Source organism: Oceanibium sediminis (assembly GCF_003265325.1).
Lineage (GTDB): Bacteria > Pseudomonadota > Alphaproteobacteria > Rhodobacterales > Rhodobacteraceae > Halovulum > Halovulum sediminis.
In genome coordinates this window covers 44,540-61,325 of record NZ_QGNX01000005.1, presented here as the reverse complement: position 1 = coordinate 61,325, position 16,786 = coordinate 44,540, and the positions used below count along the sequence as shown (strand labels likewise).

Below are 16,786 nucleotides of genomic sequence, written 5' to 3'. Positions count from 1 at the left end.
CGCGCGTCAACCCCGTTCCGCCGCCTGGGGAACGTCGGAGCCACTGCCCAGCCCCTCCAACCAGGCGAGAATATCCTTCCGATCAGGCTTCAACTGCACCGCGCAACCCCCTGTAAAGGTGTGAAATGCCTCTGCGTTCATGGAATTCAGACCGACGATGACCGGAATGTCCATCGCCAGCGCCTCCGCGATGACGCCCCGGAACCCGCGCCCGTCGACCTCGTGCTTGCCGAACTTGTTGACGATCAGCACGTCGGCCCCCTCCCCAAGGCGCGCCGCCGCCAGCCCGACGGCGGTTTCCAGCGCCGACGGATCCAGCCGGCATCCCCGCGCGTCACGCCCCAGGCTTTGCGAGATCCGCAGCACAGGCCCGTCGGGCAGGATCTTGATATCCATGTCGCAACGACGATCGTCGCAGGCGGTGTTCTTCTGGACCGTGCCGCATGTCCGGTAGCCCCGCGCCGCAAGGTCCTGCGCCAGCGCGTACAGAAACAGATCCGTGTCGCCACGGCCCGGGGCCATGGTAAAGGCGATGTTCATGTCCCGTGCTCCTTCATCCCGGGCGAAAGGATCGCATGCCAGCCGGCGCGCCCCGCCGAAAGGCGCGGGGCACGCGCGAAAAGTCGAGCGTCGTCAAAGGCTACGCCCATCCCCTGGGGGGCGTCAAACCCCGAAATCCGTGGAAAGCGGATCGCCGGTTTCACCCCCCGGACCTCAGCCAAGGGGGCTTACGCCGAAGACCAGCGGGTGCAGCAAGAGCAGCCCCGCGTAAAGCGCACCGCCCGCCGCCAGCCTGACAAGCGCCCAGCCCGGGGACTCGGGGCGCGGCACGGCGGGGCCCTGCATGGTGGCGTTGCGCAGAAGCTGCCACTCCGCGCCCATCTCGCGCTTGCGCCGCCGGTCCACGAGCCGGGTTCCGAGTGCGGCGAACGCCGCGAAGGTGCCAAACAGAAGGACATGCGCCAGGTCACCGTTCGGCAGGATATGCGCCACCGCCCAGAAGCCCAGCGCCAGCAGGATTGGATGCCGCGTCAGGCGCACGATCCCGGCGCGCGCGGGATCGAAGCGCGCATTCCGCGCGCCGCCGAAGGAAAACGGGTTCGGCCGCCCGATGGCCAGCGCAAGCACCAGGCAGGCCGCCAGCATCATCGCCATTGTCACCCTTGCCTGCCACGGCGCCCAGTCCCAAAGCGGGACGAAGGGCGCGCGCCCGGCGGCACCGATCAGCCAGCCGAGCACCCCGAGCGACAGCGCCGAATAGGCGACCGTGAAGCCACGCCGCCCGAGCACAGCCTGCAACCGGGGGCGCAGGGGCGGGCGGATCGGCAGGGAATGCGTCAGGAAGAACACGATCCATGCGATGGCGAACTCGCTCCAGCCCATTGCCCTTGCCTACGCTCTCAACCGCTTGTCGGCGGGCAAATGCAGCAGCAGCGGGCCATAGACGGCGCAGAACCCGCCGAAGGCCGCGATCCAGCCCAGCCCCGCGACGGTGTGAAGCCAAGCAGCCTCTGCCGGCAGGACACCGGCGCAGATCCGCGCCAGCACCGCGAGCACCATGGCGCCATAGATGGCGACCGTTCCCGCCCCCGCGACGAGCGGGCGCCCCGTGTGCCCCAGCGTCGCGCGGCTCATCACCGCCAGCGTCATCAGCCCGACAGCGCCCGCAAGCCACAGGTGCTGCGCCGTCGCCGCGTAAAGGCCGCCCGTCCACAGGATATCCGCGCCGAGGGCGAGCGCGCCGAGCGGCAGGAACGCGTAGCCGACGTGCAGCACCAGGACCAGTGGCTCGCGCCAGCTCGGCCCCCCGGCCCAGCGCGCCAGCCGCAAGACATGCGCACCCCCGGCAAGCAGCAGCGCGACGCCGCTCAGCGGGTGGGTGGGGATTGCGACCCACAGCAGCAGCGCGGCCAGAAGCACAAGCAGCACCAGCTTGTCGAGGGTCTGCATCGGCGGCGCGGGAAGGCGCGCACCCCCGCCAAGCCGCACCAGCCAGTTGCGCGTGAAAGAGGGCACGATCCGCCCGCCGATCACGGCGATCATCATCATCCCCGCCCCGAGGCCTAGGCGCAGCCCATAGCCCTTGGCGGCATAGGCCCCCGACGCCGCCTCCCAGTGGAAAAGCGCATTGGCGAGGGTGAAGACGGCCAGCATCGCCAGCACGACAAGGTTGCGCCAGTTGCGGCCCGCCACGATCTCGCGCCCGATGACCAGCCCGAGCGTGACCGGCAGCGCAAGGTCCACGATCGCCACTGCCACCGGCGGAAGGGCGGTGGAAGCCGCCACCGCGACACGCCCGGCGATCCACAGGGCGAACAGCCCGCCGAGCGGCCAGCCCACGATGGGCAAGCGCCCCGTCCAGTTCGGCACCGCCGTCAGCAGGAAGCCTGTGACAACCGCCGAAAGGTAGCCAAACAGGAACTCATGCGCGTGCCAGCTTACCGGGTCGAGCGTGCTCGGCAGGCGCAGCGCGCCCGCCAGCATCGCTACCCACAGCACCATGGCCAGCACCGCCCAGACCGCCGCGCCAAGGAAGAACGGGCGAAAGCCGAAGCTGAGGATCGCCGGGCCGCGCCAGGCGCGCATCTGTTCCGCCGTGCTGCTCATGACTGCCCCGGCCCCGGCAAGACCTGCGGCCCCGCCTCGGTCACAATCGCGTCGAGGCGGATGTCATGGGGCTGGGGAAAAATCGTCTTCAGCCTTGCTGCCTGAACCCCTGTGCCGATGGTGAACGGGCGCGGGGACAGCGCCGCCAGCGTACGGTCGAAATACCCCCCGCCATAGCCGAGACGATAGCCCGCGCAGTCCCACCCCACGAGGGGGGCCAGCGTGATCTGCGGCGTCAGCGCCTCTGCCTCGGGGGGCGGGACGGGGATGTTCCAGTCGCCGCGCACCATTTTCGTCTGCGGGCTCCAGCGGCGGAACACCAGCGGCGCGGCCCTGGTTTCCACCAGCGGCAGGGCGATGGTCACGCCCGCTTCGTGCAACGCGCTCATCAGCGGGCGCAGGTCAGGTTCGCCCTTGATCGGCCAGTAGGCGGACAGCCCCCTGCCCCGCAGCGCGCCGAAGCGCGTTTCCAGCAGGTCCCGCAAGTGTCCGGCAAGTGCGAGGTCGATCGCGGCACGCTCCTGCACGGTCAGTGCCTGGCGCGCGGCGCGCAGCCTGCTGCGTTCCGCCCGCCGCCAGCGGGCCACGTCGCGCGCCTGATCGGGGTCGACCGCCAGCGGATCGAAGTATTCCGGCGCGACCTCCCCGGCCATGCAGGGGGGTGAGGCGTAGCGGCCCGTCCGGTCGCGATCGGTCATAACGCGCTCCTTCCTGCCGGGGCCCTACGGGGGGACTGCACCTTGCCCCGTTGCCGGCATGTCGGATCAATGGGTAGATCCGCCAATGCGCATTGTAAATACCAATTCAAAGGGTGCGGCGCTGCGGCGCGCCACACCGCCCCCCACGCCGGGCCCCTGCCGATGGGATCGGAAAAACCGGGCGCAGTCGCGCGCCCGGTCAGGCCGGGCTCAGCGCCGGCGGGCGGTGATCGCGCTGCCGTCCGCCGCGCTCAGGACAAGCGCGCCGGTGTCGGTGACCTCGAACGACGCGACCTGACCCAGCAGGTCCAGCATCTTGCGTTCCTGCATCATCAGCGCCTCCGGACAGGCCATCATCGTGGTGCCTGCGGGGGAAAGCGTGATCGCACTGCCGTCCACCTCGTAGCCGCCGAGGATGCGGTTGCAGCTGGCGTTTCCGGCCAGCCGCCCCTCGGGCAGGAAGACTAGGCTGGCGGGGGAATTGTCGATCACGCCCGCGCCGCCGATATCCTCGACGAACCACTCGCGCCCGACCAGCTGCGGGTCGCTGTCCTGGGCCATCAGGTAGTCCGCAACCGCGCGGTAAGCGGGCAGCGAGGTCGGGTCGTTCGCCGCGTTCCCCGCCACCGGGTTGGAGGCGAAGCGCACGATGACCATGTCGGCGGTCGGATCGATCCAGATCGTCTGGCCATGCACGCCGCGCGCGGCGAAAGCGCCGTGGTCGTCGTGGCTGACCCACCACATGCCCCGATAGCTCCAGTCCGGCAGCAACTCGTAACCCGCGCGGGCGAAGGCCTCGGGATCGCCGCCCTCGCGGATGCGGGCAATGGCGGCTTCGGGCAGGACCTGCTCGCCGCGCCAGGCACCGTTGTCCAGGATCAACTGACCAAGGCGGCCCATGTCACGCAGGGTGGCGTTGAAGCCGCCCCCGGCAAAGGGCGTGCCGGTGGAATCCACGGTGAAGAAGGCCTCACGCTCGGTCCCGATCCGGGTCCAGACGTTTTCGGCCAGCCAGTCGGCCACGTTCATGCCGGTGGTGCGCGCGATCAGCCAGCCCATCGCGTCGGTGTTGATGGTGCGATAGCCGAACGCCTCGCCATGCTCGCCATCTTTCTGGACCGTTTCGAGGAAGCCGAAGTAGCTGCGCGGCCCGGTGTAACCCTCGGGCGGGGGCAGCGTGCTGCCGGCCTGGGCGTAGATCCAGACGTCCGCCTTGGGGTCGGAATAATCCTCGGAATAGTCGAGGGCGGTCGTCATCTCCAGCACCTGGCGCACGGTGGCGTCGCCGAAGGCGCTGTCGGACAACTCGGGGATCAGATCGCCCATCAGGGCGTTTTCGTCGACCTGGCCGTTGGCGACCAGCACCTCGCCGATCAGGCCGGTGATGGACTTCGTGACTGACATCGCGCCGTGCAGCACGTGTTCGTCCATGCAGCCGTCATAACGCTCGTAGACGATGCGGCCGTGGTGCATCACCAGGATCGCGTCGGTGTAATTGGCGTCAAAGGCGGCGTCCCAGGTCATCACCGCGTCCGCGCCGAGCGGCGTGAAGGTCACGCTATCAAGCCCGGCATCGGGATCGACCGGCAGCGCATCGGCCCCGGCCGAGCCGTTGCGCACGGCCGTGTTGGGCATCAGTTGGCGGAAATGGCAGACCGTCCAGCGCAGCTTCGGGAAGGCGAAGTAATCGGGGTCGGTGAAGCGGATGATCTTGTCTTCGGGGGGCGGAAAGCCCTGCATCCAGCCCAAGGTAAGGGGGTCTGCGGCCTCGGCGGAAAGCGGGGCGTCCTGGGACATGGCGGCACCTGCGAAAACGAGGCTCGCCGCAAGGGCGGCGGTCATTGTCTGCTTCATCGGAATCTCCTGCGTTGGATCCAGCATACCGCCGCAAGTAGTCCCAGAACGCCGGGCTTCCTACCCCTCCAAGCAGGTGGCGGACCCGACGTCATCGGTTACCGTATCGCCAAGCGGGTGCTTATGAATTAGTTCCGCTTTCACCCAGGACAAGCGCATTGTAAGTTGGGACACAATCGAAAGGTGAGCCGATGAGCGAGAACACTCCCCAGACCGAGCCTGGCGCAAGCAGCGCGAAGGGCGTCGCCATCGGCGTCGTGGTCCTGCTGGTGATCCTGGTCGTCCTTTACGCGCTGACAGACCGGCTGACCCCGGCGTCCTCACGCGGGGTCGTGTCGGCCCAAGTGGTTCAGATCGCCCCCCGCGTGTCGGGAGAGATCACCGCCGTGCACGTGGAGGACGACGCCGTGGTCGCCGCGGGGGATCCGCTGTTCTCCATCGATACGCGGCCCTACGAGCTGGCCGTGCGCCGGGCCGAGGCGAACCTTGAGCAGGCGGTACAGAACATAGACGCTTCCAGCGCGTCGCTGGTGGCGGCGCAGGCCGCCGTCACCCAGGCCCGCACGGCCCTTGAGAACACCCGCGCCGAGGCCGAGCGCACCTTCCGCCTGGAAGAGCGCGGCATCGCCTCGCCCGCCCAGGGCGACCAGGCGCGCGCCAGCGTCGCACAGGCCGAGGCGGGTCTGGAAAGCGCGCAGGCCAACCTGGACAGCGCGCGCGCGCAGCTCGGCTCGGGCGGGGCGGACAACCCCGCCATCACCGCCGCCGAGGCGCAGCTGGAACAAGCGCAGTACGACCTCGCCTCGACGACGGTCACCGCGCCGCACCTCGGGGTGGTCACCAATGTCACCCTGTCCGAGGGGCAGTTCGTCGGGGCGGGCAACCCGGCGCTGACTTTCATCGATGCCGAAGCGGCCTGGATCACCGTCGATCTGCGCGAGAACCAGTTGCAGGGCATCGATCCCGGCGATCCGGCGCGCCTGCTGTTCGACGCCGTCCCGGGGCGCATCTTCGAGGGGCGCGTGCAGAGCATCGCCTGGGGGATCGCTCCGGGGCGCAACGAACAGGGCGGGCTTGTCGTCAACCAGCCCGCGAACCGCTGGTTCGAGCCGGCGCGGCGGATTCCCGTGCGCATAGAGCTTGACGGCGGGATGGAGGCCTGGCCGCGCGCGGTCCGCGTCGGCGGCAAGGTGCATGCGGTCGTCTTCGCCGATGGCGACACCAGCGGGCCGATCGCCTATCTTGCGCGGGGCATCCAGCGGCTGCGGTCCTGGGCCAGCTACCTGCACTGAGCAGACCATGTATGTCACCCCCAGACCCGACGCGCGTGAGGATCCGAACTTCGGGCTGCGCCTCGGGCTGACCGGCGCGCTGGCCTTCGCCGCGATCCCGCTGCTGAACCCCGCGCTGCCCCCGATCGTCGCGGCGCTGCCCGTGGGGCTGATCGGGGCGCAGCGCAAGGCGTTCGATCCGGCCAAGCTGATCGGCGGCGTCCTCGCGATGATCGTCATGCCCTGGATCATGACCTGGTTCGTCGAATGGCTGCGCCCGATGCCACTGGTCTATGTCACCGCGATGTGGGCGCTTTATTTCGCCGGTTTCCTGTTGATCCTGCGCTCGGGCACGCAGGCCGGGATGCTGATCGTCATCATCACGGTGCTGATCTCTGTCATGGGGATGCATGGCAACGCGACGGTCGAGGCCCTGCGCGACGGGTTCACCCAGGCCGCGCTGGTCACGCTGGTGGTGGGGCTGCTGGTCTACTGGCTGGTGCCGGCAAGAACCCAGGCGAAACACGTGGACGATCCGACGCCCGGGCGCGGCAACGCGACCGTCGGCGCGGCGATCCGCGCGACGGTGCTGCTGGCCCTCAGCTTCTGGCTTTACGCGGTGATGCAGCCCTCTGACCTGATGATGGCCGTGGTCGCGGCGATGGTGCTGGTCTTCCCCACCCGCCGCGCGGTGTTTTCCGAGGCGTTGCAGCGCGTCCGCGCGACGTTTTACGGCGGCGCGGTGGCGATGGCGGTGCTCGGGCTGTTCCTGCTGAGCCCGCATCTGCCGGTGCTGCTGGTCCTGATCTTCCTCGGCGGGCTGTGGCTGGGCCAGAAGATGCTGTTCGGGCGGCACCAGAGCATGGTCTACCAATACGCCTTCTCGGTTGCGCTGGCGATCGTCGCCGGGGCGCTCAGCACCCAGGACCCGGGCTATGCCACCTTCACGCGCATCGTTCTGACCCTGGCCGGAGCATTCTCGGCCGCTTTCGCCGTGGCGCTGCTCGACGGGCTGACGAACTGGCGCGGCGCGCCCCTCACGGAGACTTCATGAAAAAGATCCGCCGTCACGTATACGTCCTGCCGCTGGCGCTGGGGCTGCTGTTCTTCGCCGCCTCGCTGACGCCGACGCTGATCCCGCGCGACTGGGTCGTGCAGGGGGGGCTCGGTGGGCTGGTCACGGCGCTTGGCTACATGATCGGGCGGGGCATGATCTCCATCTGGCGGCTGATGGAGCTGCGCGAGCCGTCCGGGCGCACCGCCACCGCGCTGCGGCTGGTGGTCGGCGTGCCCGTAGCGCTGATCCTGGGCGTGAACCTGTTCAGAACCAACGACTGGCAGAACGGCATCCGCGAGCGGATGGGCATGCCCCTGCTCGAGAATGCGCACACGCTCAAGACCGTCCTGCTGGCAGCCGTTGTCTTCGTGCTGCTGGTCCTCGTCGGGATCGCGCTGCAATGGCTGTTCGATCGCGTCCGCGTCCGGCTGTATCGCTACATGCCCGCGCGGGCGGCCAATGTCGCGGGGTTCGTCCTGACGGCGCTTTTCCTGCTGGTCGCCACCCGCGACGGGGTGCTGGATCGGGTGATTACCGCGCTCGACACCTCGTTCACCAAAGCGCAGGAGCTGTTCGACACCGCGCCCCCCGCCCCCGAGCTGGCGGGCGTGACCGGCGGGCCGGGCTCACTTGTGGACTGGGGCGCGCTCGGCCAGCCGGGGCGGAACTACGTGACATCGGGACCGGACGCCGCCGATATCGCCGCCTTCACCGGGCGCGACGCGAAGCGCCCGATCCGCATCTACGTCGGCCTTGCCCAGGCGGACACCCCGGAAGAGCGCGCCAAGGTCGCCCTGGAGGAGCTGAAGCGCCAGGGCGGCTTCGAGCGCGAGGTGCTGATCGTGGCCCTGCCCACGGGCACCGGCTGGCTCGACCCCGGTGCGGTCGATCCGGTCGAGTACATGCACGGCGGCGATATCGCGACGGTCGCCGTGCAGTATTCCTACCTGCAATCGCCCCTTGCCCTGATCCTTGAGACGCGCGCCGGCCTCGACCAGGCGGAGGCGCTGATCGGCGCGGTCCATCGCTACTGGCGCGACCTGCCGAAGGACACAAGGCCGCGGCTCTACATCCACGGGCTCAGCCTTGGGGCTTGGTCCTCGATGCACGGGACGGACCTGTTCGCGCTGCTGGACGATCCGATCAACGGCGCGCTCTGGGCGGGGCCGCCGTTCCCCTCGGCCACCTGGCAGGGGGTAGTGGAATCGCGCAACCCCGACAGCCCCTTCGTCGCCCCGGTGCTGGGCGACGGGCGGCTGGTACGCTTCGCGTCGCATACCCAAAGCGCTGGCGGACCGGAGGGATGGGGCAACATGCGCCTCGTCTACCTGCAATACGCCAGCGATCCGATCGTGTTCTACGAGCCCGCATCCCTGTTCCGCGCGCCGTCCTGGATGAACGAAGCGCCCGCCCCGGACGTCTCGCCCGACATGCGTTTCATGCCGGTGGTGACGCAGTTCCAGCTGGCGGTGGACATGGCCCTGTCGACGGCAGCGCCTGCGGGTCACGGGCATTCCTACTACGGCGCGGACTACGTCGGGCCCTGGGTCGCCGTCACAGAGCCGCGCAACTGGAGCGACGCGGACACCGCGCGCCTGATCGCGCATTGCGACAGCGGGTTCCAGATCGGCTGCGACCACCGGTAGCCCTTGCAGGCGCGGCGCGCGATCAGGTCAGGAAGAAGGCCAGCGCCATCGTGGCCCCGACCCCGGTCACGAAGTGGCGCAACAGGTCTGTCCTGACGATCCGCCGGCTCATCCGCGCGCCGACGTAGCCGCCCAGCGCCGCGCTCACCGCCATGCCCAGCGCCAGGTCCCAGACGATCAACCCGGCGGCGATGAAGGCAAGCGCCGAGATCAGCGACAGCACGACCGCGAGAACGTTCTTCAGCCCGTTCATCCCGTGCAGGTTGCGATAGCCGATCAGCCCGAAGGTGGCGAGCAGCATGATCCCGAGACCGCCGTTGAAGTAGCCCCCGTAGATCGACACCGCCAGGATCGCGCCCGCCGACAGCACCGGCCCCGCGTCCCCCAGACCGCGCCGGCGCACGGCGGCCAGCAGGTACGGGCCGCTCGCGAACAGGATTGTCGCCAGAAGCAGCAGCCAGGGCACGACCCAGAGGAACGTCTCGCCCGGGGTGACGATCAGCAGAAGTGCGCCGATGATGCTGCCGAGCGCCGCCACCAGAAGGATCTCGCGCAGGCCAAGGCTGCCCTCGGCCTGCATGTCGTCGCGAAAGCCCCAGGCGCTGCTCAGATAGCCGGGCAGCGCGATCAGGGTCGCCGTCGCATTGGCGCTGACCGGGGGCACGCCGACATAGATCAGCGCCGGCAGGCTCAGGAAGGTGCCCCCGCCCGCAACGGCGTTGAGCACACCCGCGGCGAACCCCGCAACGCAGAGAAGGACGAACTCGAACATTCCGGGATTCCTTTCGAAGGTCGGTGTCGCCCTGCTTGCATGAAGGATGATTGGTCTGCAAATTGGTACGCATCGAAAGGCGGACCCATGGTCAGACATAACACGGCGACGATCAGCGCACAGCTTCGCGACACGCTGGACCAACTGGCCCCCTGCGCCGGGGACAGGCTGCCGGCCGAGCGTGACCTGTCACAGCGGCTGGACTGCAGCCGTCAGACCCTGCGCAACGCGCTCGCCGCGTTGGAGCGCGACGGAGAGCTCTGGCGCCACGTCGGACAGGGCACTTTCCGCGGCCCCCGCCCACGCCACCTGCCCCTGCGCGAAACCGTCTTGCTGGAAGGCGTGACGCCGCCCGACCTGATGCGCGCGCGCATGCTGGTCGAACCGCAGGTCGCGGCCGAGGCCGCGCGCCGGGCAGACCCGCCGGACGTGGCCTACCTGCGCCGAAAGGTGGCGGACGGGCACGCCGCGCCCGACAGCGCGGCTTGCGAACAGGCGGATGACGCCTTCCACAGGGCGCTGGCGCAGACCGCTGGCAACCCGGTGCTGATCGGCCTACTGGACTATCTTTCGGGAACGCGCCGCCGCGCCGCATGGCAACGCGGCTGGTATCGCACCTACCGGCGCCTCGGCGCGGACGAGTTCCGCACCGGGCACAGCGACCAGCATGGCGACATCGTCGACGCGATCGCCGCCGCGGACCCCGACGCCGCCTTCGCGGCGATGGCGCGGCACCTCGCGGTGATCGAGGCGGCCATGCGCGGCGAGGGCTGAGCCCCCGCATCACGGGCGGGAAAACCGGCGGAGGATGCCGCCGGAAAGCGCCACCCGCCCCGCCGCCCTGCCCCGGCGACGATCATGTCAGGGGGCCGCGCTTCGGGGCGGGTGGTCGGGTTCGGGGTCGGCCGTGTCCGGCCGGGGCGGCATCACGCCTTTGCACCCTCCACCGGATCAGGCTGCTCGACGCGGGTGACCGTCAGCATGCGGCGCTGCCCGTCACGGGTTTCCCAGTGGAAGGACGCGCCCTCGGACAGGCCCAGCAGGGCTACGCCGATGGGCGTCATCACGGATACCCGCTGGCGCGCGATGTCGGCATCCTCGGGATAGACCAGGGTCACGCGCCGCTCCTGGCCGCTCGTCTCGTCGACATAGGTCAGGGTGCTGCCGATCCCGACAACGGTTTTCGGCATCTTCGCGTCGGCAACGACCCGGGCACGCCCGATCTCGTCGAGCAGGCGGTCGGCCAACTCGGGGTTACGCTGCATCGCCCCCTCGGCAAGGGCCTCGATATGGACGAGGTCCTTGGCGTTGATGACGATCTTGGGCTTGCGCGTGCTGCGCCTGCGGACGGGAGTCTTGGTTTCAGTGGTCATCGGACGATCCCCTTTCAGGAGCGTGAGAGATTGGTATCTGGCTTCGGCGTCAGGCTGCCGGTTGCGAACCGGTCAGCACATCATGGATATGCGGACGAACCGGCCAGGGCCGGCGCCTGGGTCTGGACCCGGTCTGGGGCGGATGAGTGGCAGACATGGCCACGCCTCAGACGACGGAGCGTCACCCGTGTAAAAAGGAAGTTGTCAGAAGACCCCGGGGGGCATGGCGGGCGCAGCCGCGCCTAGACCACCCGGGGGAACGGGCGGTTCAGCAGAAGAAACCGGAAATGATCTGCATGAGCCAACATCCCCAAGAGCTAGGCGCTCGCCCATTGTAAGTCAATCGCCCCGTGCGGCCCCCCGTGCGGCCCCGGTGACGCCGCCGATTTCACGCCGGGCGACGCCCGCGTCGAAACAGCCCTGCGCCGCCTACATTCCGGTTATGCAATAAAGGCATCGATCCCGGTATTGAATTCCACGGCCGTCAGGCGCATCTACAGCCCATGACAACCTTCAGGCTTCATACGAGGTTTCCGCAAGTTGCGGAAAAGCTGCTGAACCGCCGGTAATCCCGGACGCGGCCGCCCCTCTCGTGGGGCTGTCCCGTCGTCCGGGGATTGTCTGACCGACTACCGAATACATTGCGACGGAAGCGTCTGCGCCATCGGGCGCGGCGCTGTTCGTCATTTCTTCAGCGCCTTCTGAATCGGAGAGTAAAAATGCACCCTGTCCTGTCCCACCGTGACTACGTCAAGAAACGGAACCTCGAAACCGTAACCGCAACCACCCGCCGCAAGACCGGTTCCTGGCTGAGCCGGGCGTTTCAGCGCTGGCAGCGGGGCCGCCTGGTCGCCGTTCTGTCGGCCATGGACGACCGCCTGCTGCAGGATATCGGCATCGAGCGCGCCGACATTCCCCGCCGGGCGGACGAGCTGACCCGGCGCGACCTGAACCTGGCCCCGGAAGCCCCGGCACAGCTGCGCCCGGTTGTAAGGGACGCACGTTACGACGCCGCCTTCCGCGACGCGGCTTAACACCGCTTCAAAGCAAGCGCGCCACCGGATCGCCGGTGGCGCGCCTTTCCTGCAAGGGGATGACTTCCCGGGGCCTCAGGCCACCTTGTCGCCCCGTATGCCCGAGATCGCCTGGATCAGGCTGTCTTCGGTCACTTCCTCGGCGGTGAACTCGCGCACCACCTCGCCCGAGAACATGGCCACGATCCGGTCCGAGACATGCAGGACCTCCGGCATTTCCGAGCTGATGACGATCACCGCGTAGCCCTGCGCGGCGAGCGCGCGGATCAGGTTGTGGATTTCCGACTTCGAGCCGACGTCGATACCGCGCGTGGGTTCGTCCACGATCAGCACCTCGGGGCGCATCGACAGCCATTTGCCGATCACGATCTTCTGCTGGTTGCCGCCCGACAGGTTACCCACGGTCTGCCGCCAGCCGGGCGTGCGGATGTCCAGCTTGTCGCGGTACTGATCGAAGATCGCCACCTCGGCCCCGTCGCTGACGAAGGGGCCGGCGGTCAGGTCGTCGACCTGGGGCAAGGTCATGTTGTCCCGGCAGTTCATGCCCAGCACCAGCCCCTGCGCCTTGCGATCCTCCGGCACCAGCGAGATGCCGTGCCGGATCGCGTCGATGGGCGATGTGATGCGCACCTCTTCCCGGTTCAGCAGGATCTTGCCCCCGGTCGGCGCGCGCAGACCGAAGATCGTCTCGGCAATCTCGGTGCGGCCCGCGCCGACGAGGCCGTAAAAGCCCAGCACCTCGCCCCGGCGCACGGAAAAGCTGACGTTCCGGAACAGATCCCCGCAGCTGAGGTCGCGCACCTCGAGCGCGACATCGCCCAATTCATGCTCGGACGCGCTGCGCGACAGGTCCAGGCTGCGCCCGATCATCAGCTGCGTCACCTCGTCCTCGTTCGTGTCGGCGGTGATCAGCGTGCCGCGATACTGGCCGTCGCGCAGAACGCTGATCCGGTCGGTCATCTTGAAGATCTCTTCCATGCGATGAGAGATGTAGATGATCCCCACGCACTTGGCTTGCAGTTCCGAGATCACGTCGAACAGCACGACCTTTTCCGCATCCGTCAGCGAGGCGGTCGGCTCGTCGAAGATCACCGCGCGCGGATCGACGGTCAGCGCGCGGGCGATTTCCACCATCTGCTGGTTGGCGATGGACAGGTCCCCCACCCGCGTCCTGGCGTCAAAACCGACGTTCAGGGTCTTCAGGATCGCGTCCGTGTCCGCGTACAGCTTCTTCCAGTCCACCCGCCCCATGGACTTCAGGGGCAATTCGCCGAGGAAGATGTTCTCGGCCACGCTCAATTCATCCGCGAGGCTGAGTTCCTGGTGGATGAAGACCACGCCCTTGGCTTTCGCGTGCATGGGCGAGGTCATGACGGTGGGCTCCTCCTCGATGAAGATCTGCCCCTCGTTGGGCTGAAGGATGCCGCCGAGCACTTTCATCAGCGTCGACTTGCCAGCACCGTTCTCGCCCATCAGCGCATGCACCTCTCCGGGCAGGACACTGAGCGAGACTCCGTCGAGCGCGCGCACGCCGGGGAAGGTCTTGACGATATCCTCCAGGCGCAGAACGGGGATTGGGTCGGTCATATCTTCAACTCCTCCTTGCCCTTGCGGTTCAGCTGCCGGTCAAGGAACAGCACCGCGATCAGGATCAGCCCGATCACCAGGTTAACGGTTTCCGTATCCGCGCCGATGTGGCCCAGGCCCTTGCGCAGAAGCTGGATCGCGATGACCCCGCCCAGCGTCGAGATGATGGAGCCGTAGCCCCCCGTCAGCTTGGTCCCGCCAAGCACGACGGCTGTGATCGCCCAAAGCTCGTAGAGCATCCCGTCATTGGGGTTCACCGAGCCGCTTTCGGAGTAGAACACCACCGCCGAGAGCGAGGCGAGGAAGCCGATCAGGACGAAGTTCCACATGATGTGCGGGCCGACGCGGATACCCGCGTTCACCGCCGCCTCGCGGTTGTTGCCGATGGCATAGGCGTTGCGCCCGTGCACCGTCCGGGTCATCAGGAACCACAGCACGAACGCCGCCACCAGAAGGAACCATGTCGCCGTGTGCAGGCCCAGGAACTGCGCCTCGGCGAAGTCCACCAGCGTCCAGTTCAGGTGGCTGGTGGGCTGCTCGCCGTTGTACATGAAGACCAGCCCGCGATAGCCGAGCATGGAGCCGAGGGTGACGATGAAGGCGTCCACCCCGGTCTTCCAGACCAAGAGCCCGTTCACCGCGCCCAAGATCACGCCCGTCAGCAGGGCAAAACCCCAGGCCAGCGGGATGGACCAGTCGCCCATGGCGGCCATGAAGGGCCAGGTCATGCTGTCCAGCAGCACCACCGCCGACAGCGCGAAGGTCGCGCCAACCGACAGGTCGATGTTGCCGTTGATCATGATGATCGTCATGCCCAGCGCAATGATGCCGATCGGCGCGGACTGCTTGAGCAGGAGCAGCATGTTGTCGAAGTCCATGAACGCCTTGTCGGACACCGACAGGTATTCCCCCGCGACCGAAAAGAAGATCAGCTCGACCACGATGAAGGCCCAGATCCCGCCTTGCTTGAGGATGGTTTCCTTGGTCATGTCGTGTCCCCCCTCAGGCTATCGGTGAAAGCAGGCGGCCGCGTTTCGCCGCGATATCCAGCCAGACCGCCAGGATGATGATCACCCAGGTCACGACGTACTGGACGTAGAATTCCAGCCCGACCAACAGCAGGCCGTTCTGGATGAAGCCGAGGATCAGCACCCCGATCACCGTCTTGAAGATGGTGCCCGAGCCCCCCAGAAGCGACGCGCCGCCCAGGATGACGGCGGCCAGCACCTCAAGCTCCATCCCCTGGCCGACGGTGTTCTGACTGCCAAGGCTGCGGCTGGCCTGCAACAACCCGGCCGTGGCCACGCAGAAGGCCGACATGACGTAGGTCAGGAACACGACGCGGGCGCGGGGAATGCCAGAGAACGTCGCCGCCTGCCCGTTGCCCCCCACGGCATAGATCTTGCGCCCGAAGGGGGTTTTCCCAAGGATCAGGCTCAGCACCACGGCCAGCAGGGCGAAAATCAGGATCGGCACCGGGATGCCGATCACCTCACCTTGACCGAAGATCGCGAACCAGGTGCCTTCCTTGTCGGCGATGTCCATGTTCTTGCCGCCCGACCAGGTCAGCGTCAGCCCGTGGATCGCCGATAACATACCCAACGTGACGATCAGCGAATTCAGCTTCAGGTAACCGACAAGAAAGCCGATGAACGCCCCGAGCGCGAGCGTCAGCGCGAACATCGCCGGGATCGCCAGCGCCGGGCCCAGCTTGTCATGCAAGTCCAGAACGACAATCGTCGAAAAGGACATCATCGAGCCGACGGAAAGATCCAGGTTGCCCCCGATCACCACGAAGGTGACGCCGAGCGCCATGACCCCGAGGATGGCCGACGAGCGTATCACGCCAGAAATGTTGTCCACCGCGATGAAGCGCTGGTTGGCCAGCGCGAAGCCGACCATGAACACCGCGAACGCCACCAGTATTCCCTGCCGGGCCAGAAAGCCCCCGACGCCACCTCTTGTCAGTTCCGCCATCTTCCCCTCCCCATGTGCGGGCCAGCGCTGTCAGACCAGCGTCATTCCCCCGTCGATCATTACGATTTGCCCGGTCATGTAGTCGCTGGCGCGGGACGCCAGGAACGTCGTGGTCCCGGTAATATCCTCTGGCCTCGCCACGCGTCCCTTCAGGATCTCGGACGAGAATTCTTCCATTGCCTGACCGGGGCGCTCGGCGGCCCCGATGTCCATCAAGTCACGGTCCACCTGGTCCCACATTTCCGTGGCGACCACGCCGGGCGCGAAGCCGGTGACCGTGATATCATGCTTTGCCAGGTCGCGCGCGCCGGACTGCGTCAGCGACACGACCGCCCATTTGCTGGCGCAATAGGGGGCGACATTGTCAAAGCCCTGCCGGCTGGCGATGCTGGCGGTGTTGATGATCTTGCCGCCGCCCCCCTGGGCGATCATCTGGCGCGCGGCTTCCTGCATGCCGATCAGGCAGCCGAGGCCGTTCACGCCCATGATCCTGTTCCAGTTATCCTCGGTCACGTCGAGGAAGTTCATCGGCTTGTTGATGCCGGCGTTGTTGAACTTGACGTCGAGCCTGCCGAACACATCCACCGCGTGGGCGATCATGGCGCGGACCTGGTCGCGGTCCGTCACGTCCACCGCCGCATGGGTGACCTTGCCGCCGTGATCCGCCGCGCGCGCCTTGTTGGCGTCGGCCGCCTCGGCCACCTTGGCGGCGTTGATATCGGCCAGGCACACATTGGCGCCCTCGTCCAGAAGCGCCTCGGCGATCGCGCGGCCTATGCCCTGCGCGGCGCCGGTGACGATACAGGACCTCCCCGAGACATCGGGCATCGCGTCCATCCGTTCTTGGTTTCGTCGTGACTGCGAAAAACGCGCGGGGCAGGCAGCACCCGACCCGCGCGCTCCGGGGAGA

General features: G+C 67.7%; 16 protein-coding genes. 5 read left to right on the top strand and 11 right to left on the bottom strand.

Annotated features, from left to right (window positions below; genetic code table 11):
• Positions 1 to 6 precede the first annotated feature (6 nt).
• From DJ029_RS13615 to DJ029_RS13595, 5 genes are all read right to left on the bottom strand, one after another.
• Complete coding sequence (locus tag DJ029_RS13615) at positions 7 to 540, bottom strand: DUF2478 domain-containing protein (RefSeq protein ID WP_112323036.1); 534 nt, start codon at positions 538 to 540, stop codon at positions 7 to 9.
• A gap of 174 nt (positions 541 to 714) precedes the next feature.
• Positions 715 to 1,383 carry an NnrU family protein gene (locus DJ029_RS13610; protein ID WP_112323035.1) on the bottom strand — a complete coding sequence of 223 codons (669 nt, stop codon included), beginning with the start codon at positions 1,381 to 1,383 and terminating at the stop codon, positions 715 to 717.
• A 9-nt stretch (positions 1,384 to 1,392) separates the two neighbouring features.
• Complete coding sequence (locus DJ029_RS13605) at positions 1,393 to 2,607, bottom strand: NnrS family protein (RefSeq protein ID WP_112323034.1); 1,215 nt, start codon at positions 2,605 to 2,607, stop codon at positions 1,393 to 1,395.
• On the bottom strand, positions 2,604 to 3,305 hold the full coding sequence (locus tag DJ029_RS13600; RefSeq protein ID WP_112323033.1) for a 5-formyltetrahydrofolate cyclo-ligase: 702 nt from the start codon (positions 3,303 to 3,305) through the stop codon (positions 2,604 to 2,606). The genes DJ029_RS13605 and DJ029_RS13600 overlap by 4 nt, the downstream gene beginning before the upstream one ends.
• 210 nt (positions 3,306 to 3,515) lie before the next feature.
• Entirely contained in the window at positions 3,516 to 5,159 is a 1,644-nt protein-coding gene (locus DJ029_RS13595; RefSeq protein ID WP_112323032.1) for a serine hydrolase, read from the bottom strand.
• Positions 5,160 to 5,350: 191 nt separating this feature from the next.
• Between DJ029_RS13595 and DJ029_RS13590 the strand changes: the two genes are divergently transcribed.
• Genes DJ029_RS13590 through DJ029_RS13580 form a run of 3 tightly spaced genes read left to right on the top strand, consistent with a single transcriptional unit; the run spans position 5,351 to position 9,133 of the window.
• On the top strand, positions 5,351 to 6,451 hold the full coding sequence (locus DJ029_RS13590; RefSeq protein ID WP_112323031.1) for an HlyD family secretion protein: 1,101 nt from the start codon (positions 5,351 to 5,353) through the stop codon (positions 6,449 to 6,451).
• Between the two features lie 7 nt (positions 6,452 to 6,458).
• A complete protein-coding gene (locus DJ029_RS13585) occupies positions 6,459 to 7,484 on the top strand; it encodes an FUSC family protein (protein WP_112323030.1) in 1,026 nt (341 codons plus the stop codon).
• Complete coding sequence (locus DJ029_RS13580; protein WP_112323029.1) at positions 7,481 to 9,133, top strand: alpha/beta hydrolase; 1,653 nt, start codon at positions 7,481 to 7,483, stop codon at positions 9,131 to 9,133. The genes DJ029_RS13585 and DJ029_RS13580 overlap by 4 nt, the downstream gene beginning before the upstream one ends.
• 22 nt (positions 9,134 to 9,155) lie before the next feature.
• Here DJ029_RS13580 and DJ029_RS13575 read toward each other — a convergent pair whose 3' ends face one another.
• The gene (locus tag DJ029_RS13575) at positions 9,156 to 9,905 is read right to left on the bottom strand and encodes a sulfite exporter TauE/SafE family protein (protein ID WP_112323028.1); all 750 of its coding nucleotides are present in this window, start codon (positions 9,903 to 9,905) and stop codon (positions 9,156 to 9,158) included.
• An 87-nt stretch (positions 9,906 to 9,992) separates the two neighbouring features.
• Between DJ029_RS13575 and DJ029_RS13570 the strand changes: the two genes are divergently transcribed.
• Positions 9,993 to 10,679, top strand: coding sequence for a FadR/GntR family transcriptional regulator (locus DJ029_RS13570; protein WP_112323027.1), 687 nt, complete (start codon positions 9,993 to 9,995; stop codon positions 10,677 to 10,679).
• Positions 10,680 to 10,831: 152 nt separating this feature from the next.
• Here the strand turns inward: DJ029_RS13570 and rnk are convergent, their stop codons facing one another.
• Entirely contained in the window at positions 10,832 to 11,278 is a 447-nt protein-coding gene (gene rnk / locus DJ029_RS13565) for a nucleoside diphosphate kinase regulator (RefSeq protein WP_112323026.1), read from the bottom strand.
• A 719-nt stretch (positions 11,279 to 11,997) separates the two neighbouring features.
• On the opposite strand from rnk, the gene DJ029_RS13560 reads away from it, so the two are divergent.
• Positions 11,998 to 12,312: a DUF1127 domain-containing protein gene (locus tag DJ029_RS13560; RefSeq protein ID WP_112323025.1), complete on the top strand. Its 315-nt coding sequence runs from the start codon at positions 11,998 to 12,000 to the stop codon at positions 12,310 to 12,312.
• A 75-nt stretch (positions 12,313 to 12,387) separates the two neighbouring features.
• Here the strand turns inward: DJ029_RS13560 and DJ029_RS13555 are convergent, their stop codons facing one another.
• The 4 genes from DJ029_RS13555 to DJ029_RS13540 are packed head-to-tail and all read right to left on the bottom strand — an operon-like array spanning position 12,388 to position 16,704.
• The gene (locus DJ029_RS13555; RefSeq protein WP_112323024.1) at positions 12,388 to 13,899 is read right to left on the bottom strand and encodes a sugar ABC transporter ATP-binding protein; all 1,512 of its coding nucleotides are present in this window, start codon (positions 13,897 to 13,899) and stop codon (positions 12,388 to 12,390) included.
• On the bottom strand, positions 13,896 to 14,888 hold the full coding sequence (locus tag DJ029_RS13550) for an ABC transporter permease (RefSeq protein WP_112323023.1): 993 nt from the start codon (positions 14,886 to 14,888) through the stop codon (positions 13,896 to 13,898). Before DJ029_RS13550 ends, DJ029_RS13555 begins: the two co-directional genes overlap by 4 nt.
• 13 nt (positions 14,889 to 14,901) lie before the next feature.
• Positions 14,902 to 15,876: an ABC transporter permease gene (locus tag DJ029_RS13545; protein ID WP_112323022.1), complete on the bottom strand. Its 975-nt coding sequence runs from the start codon at positions 15,874 to 15,876 to the stop codon at positions 14,902 to 14,904.
• A 30-nt stretch (positions 15,877 to 15,906) separates the two neighbouring features.
• Positions 15,907 to 16,704, bottom strand: a complete 798-nt coding sequence (locus tag DJ029_RS13540; RefSeq protein ID WP_112323351.1) for an SDR family oxidoreductase — start codon at positions 16,702 to 16,704, stop codon at positions 15,907 to 15,909.
• Between the last annotated feature and the right edge of the window lie 82 nt (positions 16,705 to 16,786).

Bases quoted from the DNA above. Each gene is read 5' to 3' on its own strand.
- DJ029_RS13615 (WP_112323036.1), bottom strand. From the start codon at position 540: ATGAACATCGCCTTTACCATGGCCCCGGGCCGTGGCGACACGGATCTG.
- DJ029_RS13610 (WP_112323035.1), bottom strand. From the start codon at position 1,383: ATGGGCTGGAGCGAGTTCGCCATCGCATGGATCGTGTTCTTCCTGACG.
- DJ029_RS13605 (WP_112323034.1), bottom strand. From the start codon at position 2,607: ATGAGCAGCACGGCGGAACAGATGCGCGCCTGGCGCGGCCCGGCGATC.
- DJ029_RS13600 (WP_112323033.1), bottom strand. From the start codon at position 3,305: ATGACCGATCGCGACCGGACGGGCCGCTACGCCTCACCCCCCTGCATG.
- DJ029_RS13595 (WP_112323032.1), bottom strand. From the start codon at position 5,159: ATGAAGCAGACAATGACCGCCGCCCTTGCGGCGAGCCTCGTTTTCGCA.
- DJ029_RS13590 (WP_112323031.1), top strand. From the start codon at position 5,351: ATGAGCGAGAACACTCCCCAGACCGAGCCTGGCGCAAGCAGCGCGAAG.
- DJ029_RS13585 (WP_112323030.1), top strand. From the start codon at position 6,459: ATGTATGTCACCCCCAGACCCGACGCGCGTGAGGATCCGAACTTCGGG.
- DJ029_RS13580 (WP_112323029.1), top strand. From the start codon at position 7,481: ATGAAAAAGATCCGCCGTCACGTATACGTCCTGCCGCTGGCGCTGGGG.
- DJ029_RS13575 (WP_112323028.1), bottom strand. From the start codon at position 9,905: ATGTTCGAGTTCGTCCTTCTCTGCGTTGCGGGGTTCGCCGCGGGTGTG.
- DJ029_RS13570 (WP_112323027.1), top strand. From the start codon at position 9,993: ATGGTCAGACATAACACGGCGACGATCAGCGCACAGCTTCGCGACACG.
- rnk (WP_112323026.1), bottom strand. From the start codon at position 11,278: ATGACCACTGAAACCAAGACTCCCGTCCGCAGGCGCAGCACGCGCAAG.
- DJ029_RS13560 (WP_112323025.1), top strand. From the start codon at position 11,998: ATGCACCCTGTCCTGTCCCACCGTGACTACGTCAAGAAACGGAACCTC.
- DJ029_RS13555 (WP_112323024.1), bottom strand. From the start codon at position 13,899: ATGACCGACCCAATCCCCGTTCTGCGCCTGGAGGATATCGTCAAGACC.
- DJ029_RS13550 (WP_112323023.1), bottom strand. From the start codon at position 14,888: ATGACCAAGGAAACCATCCTCAAGCAAGGCGGGATCTGGGCCTTCATC.
- DJ029_RS13545 (WP_112323022.1), bottom strand. From the start codon at position 15,876: ATGGCGGAACTGACAAGAGGTGGCGTCGGGGGCTTTCTGGCCCGGCAG.
- DJ029_RS13540 (WP_112323351.1), bottom strand. From the start codon at position 16,704: ATGCCCGATGTCTCGGGGAGGTCCTGTATCGTCACCGGCGCCGCGCAG.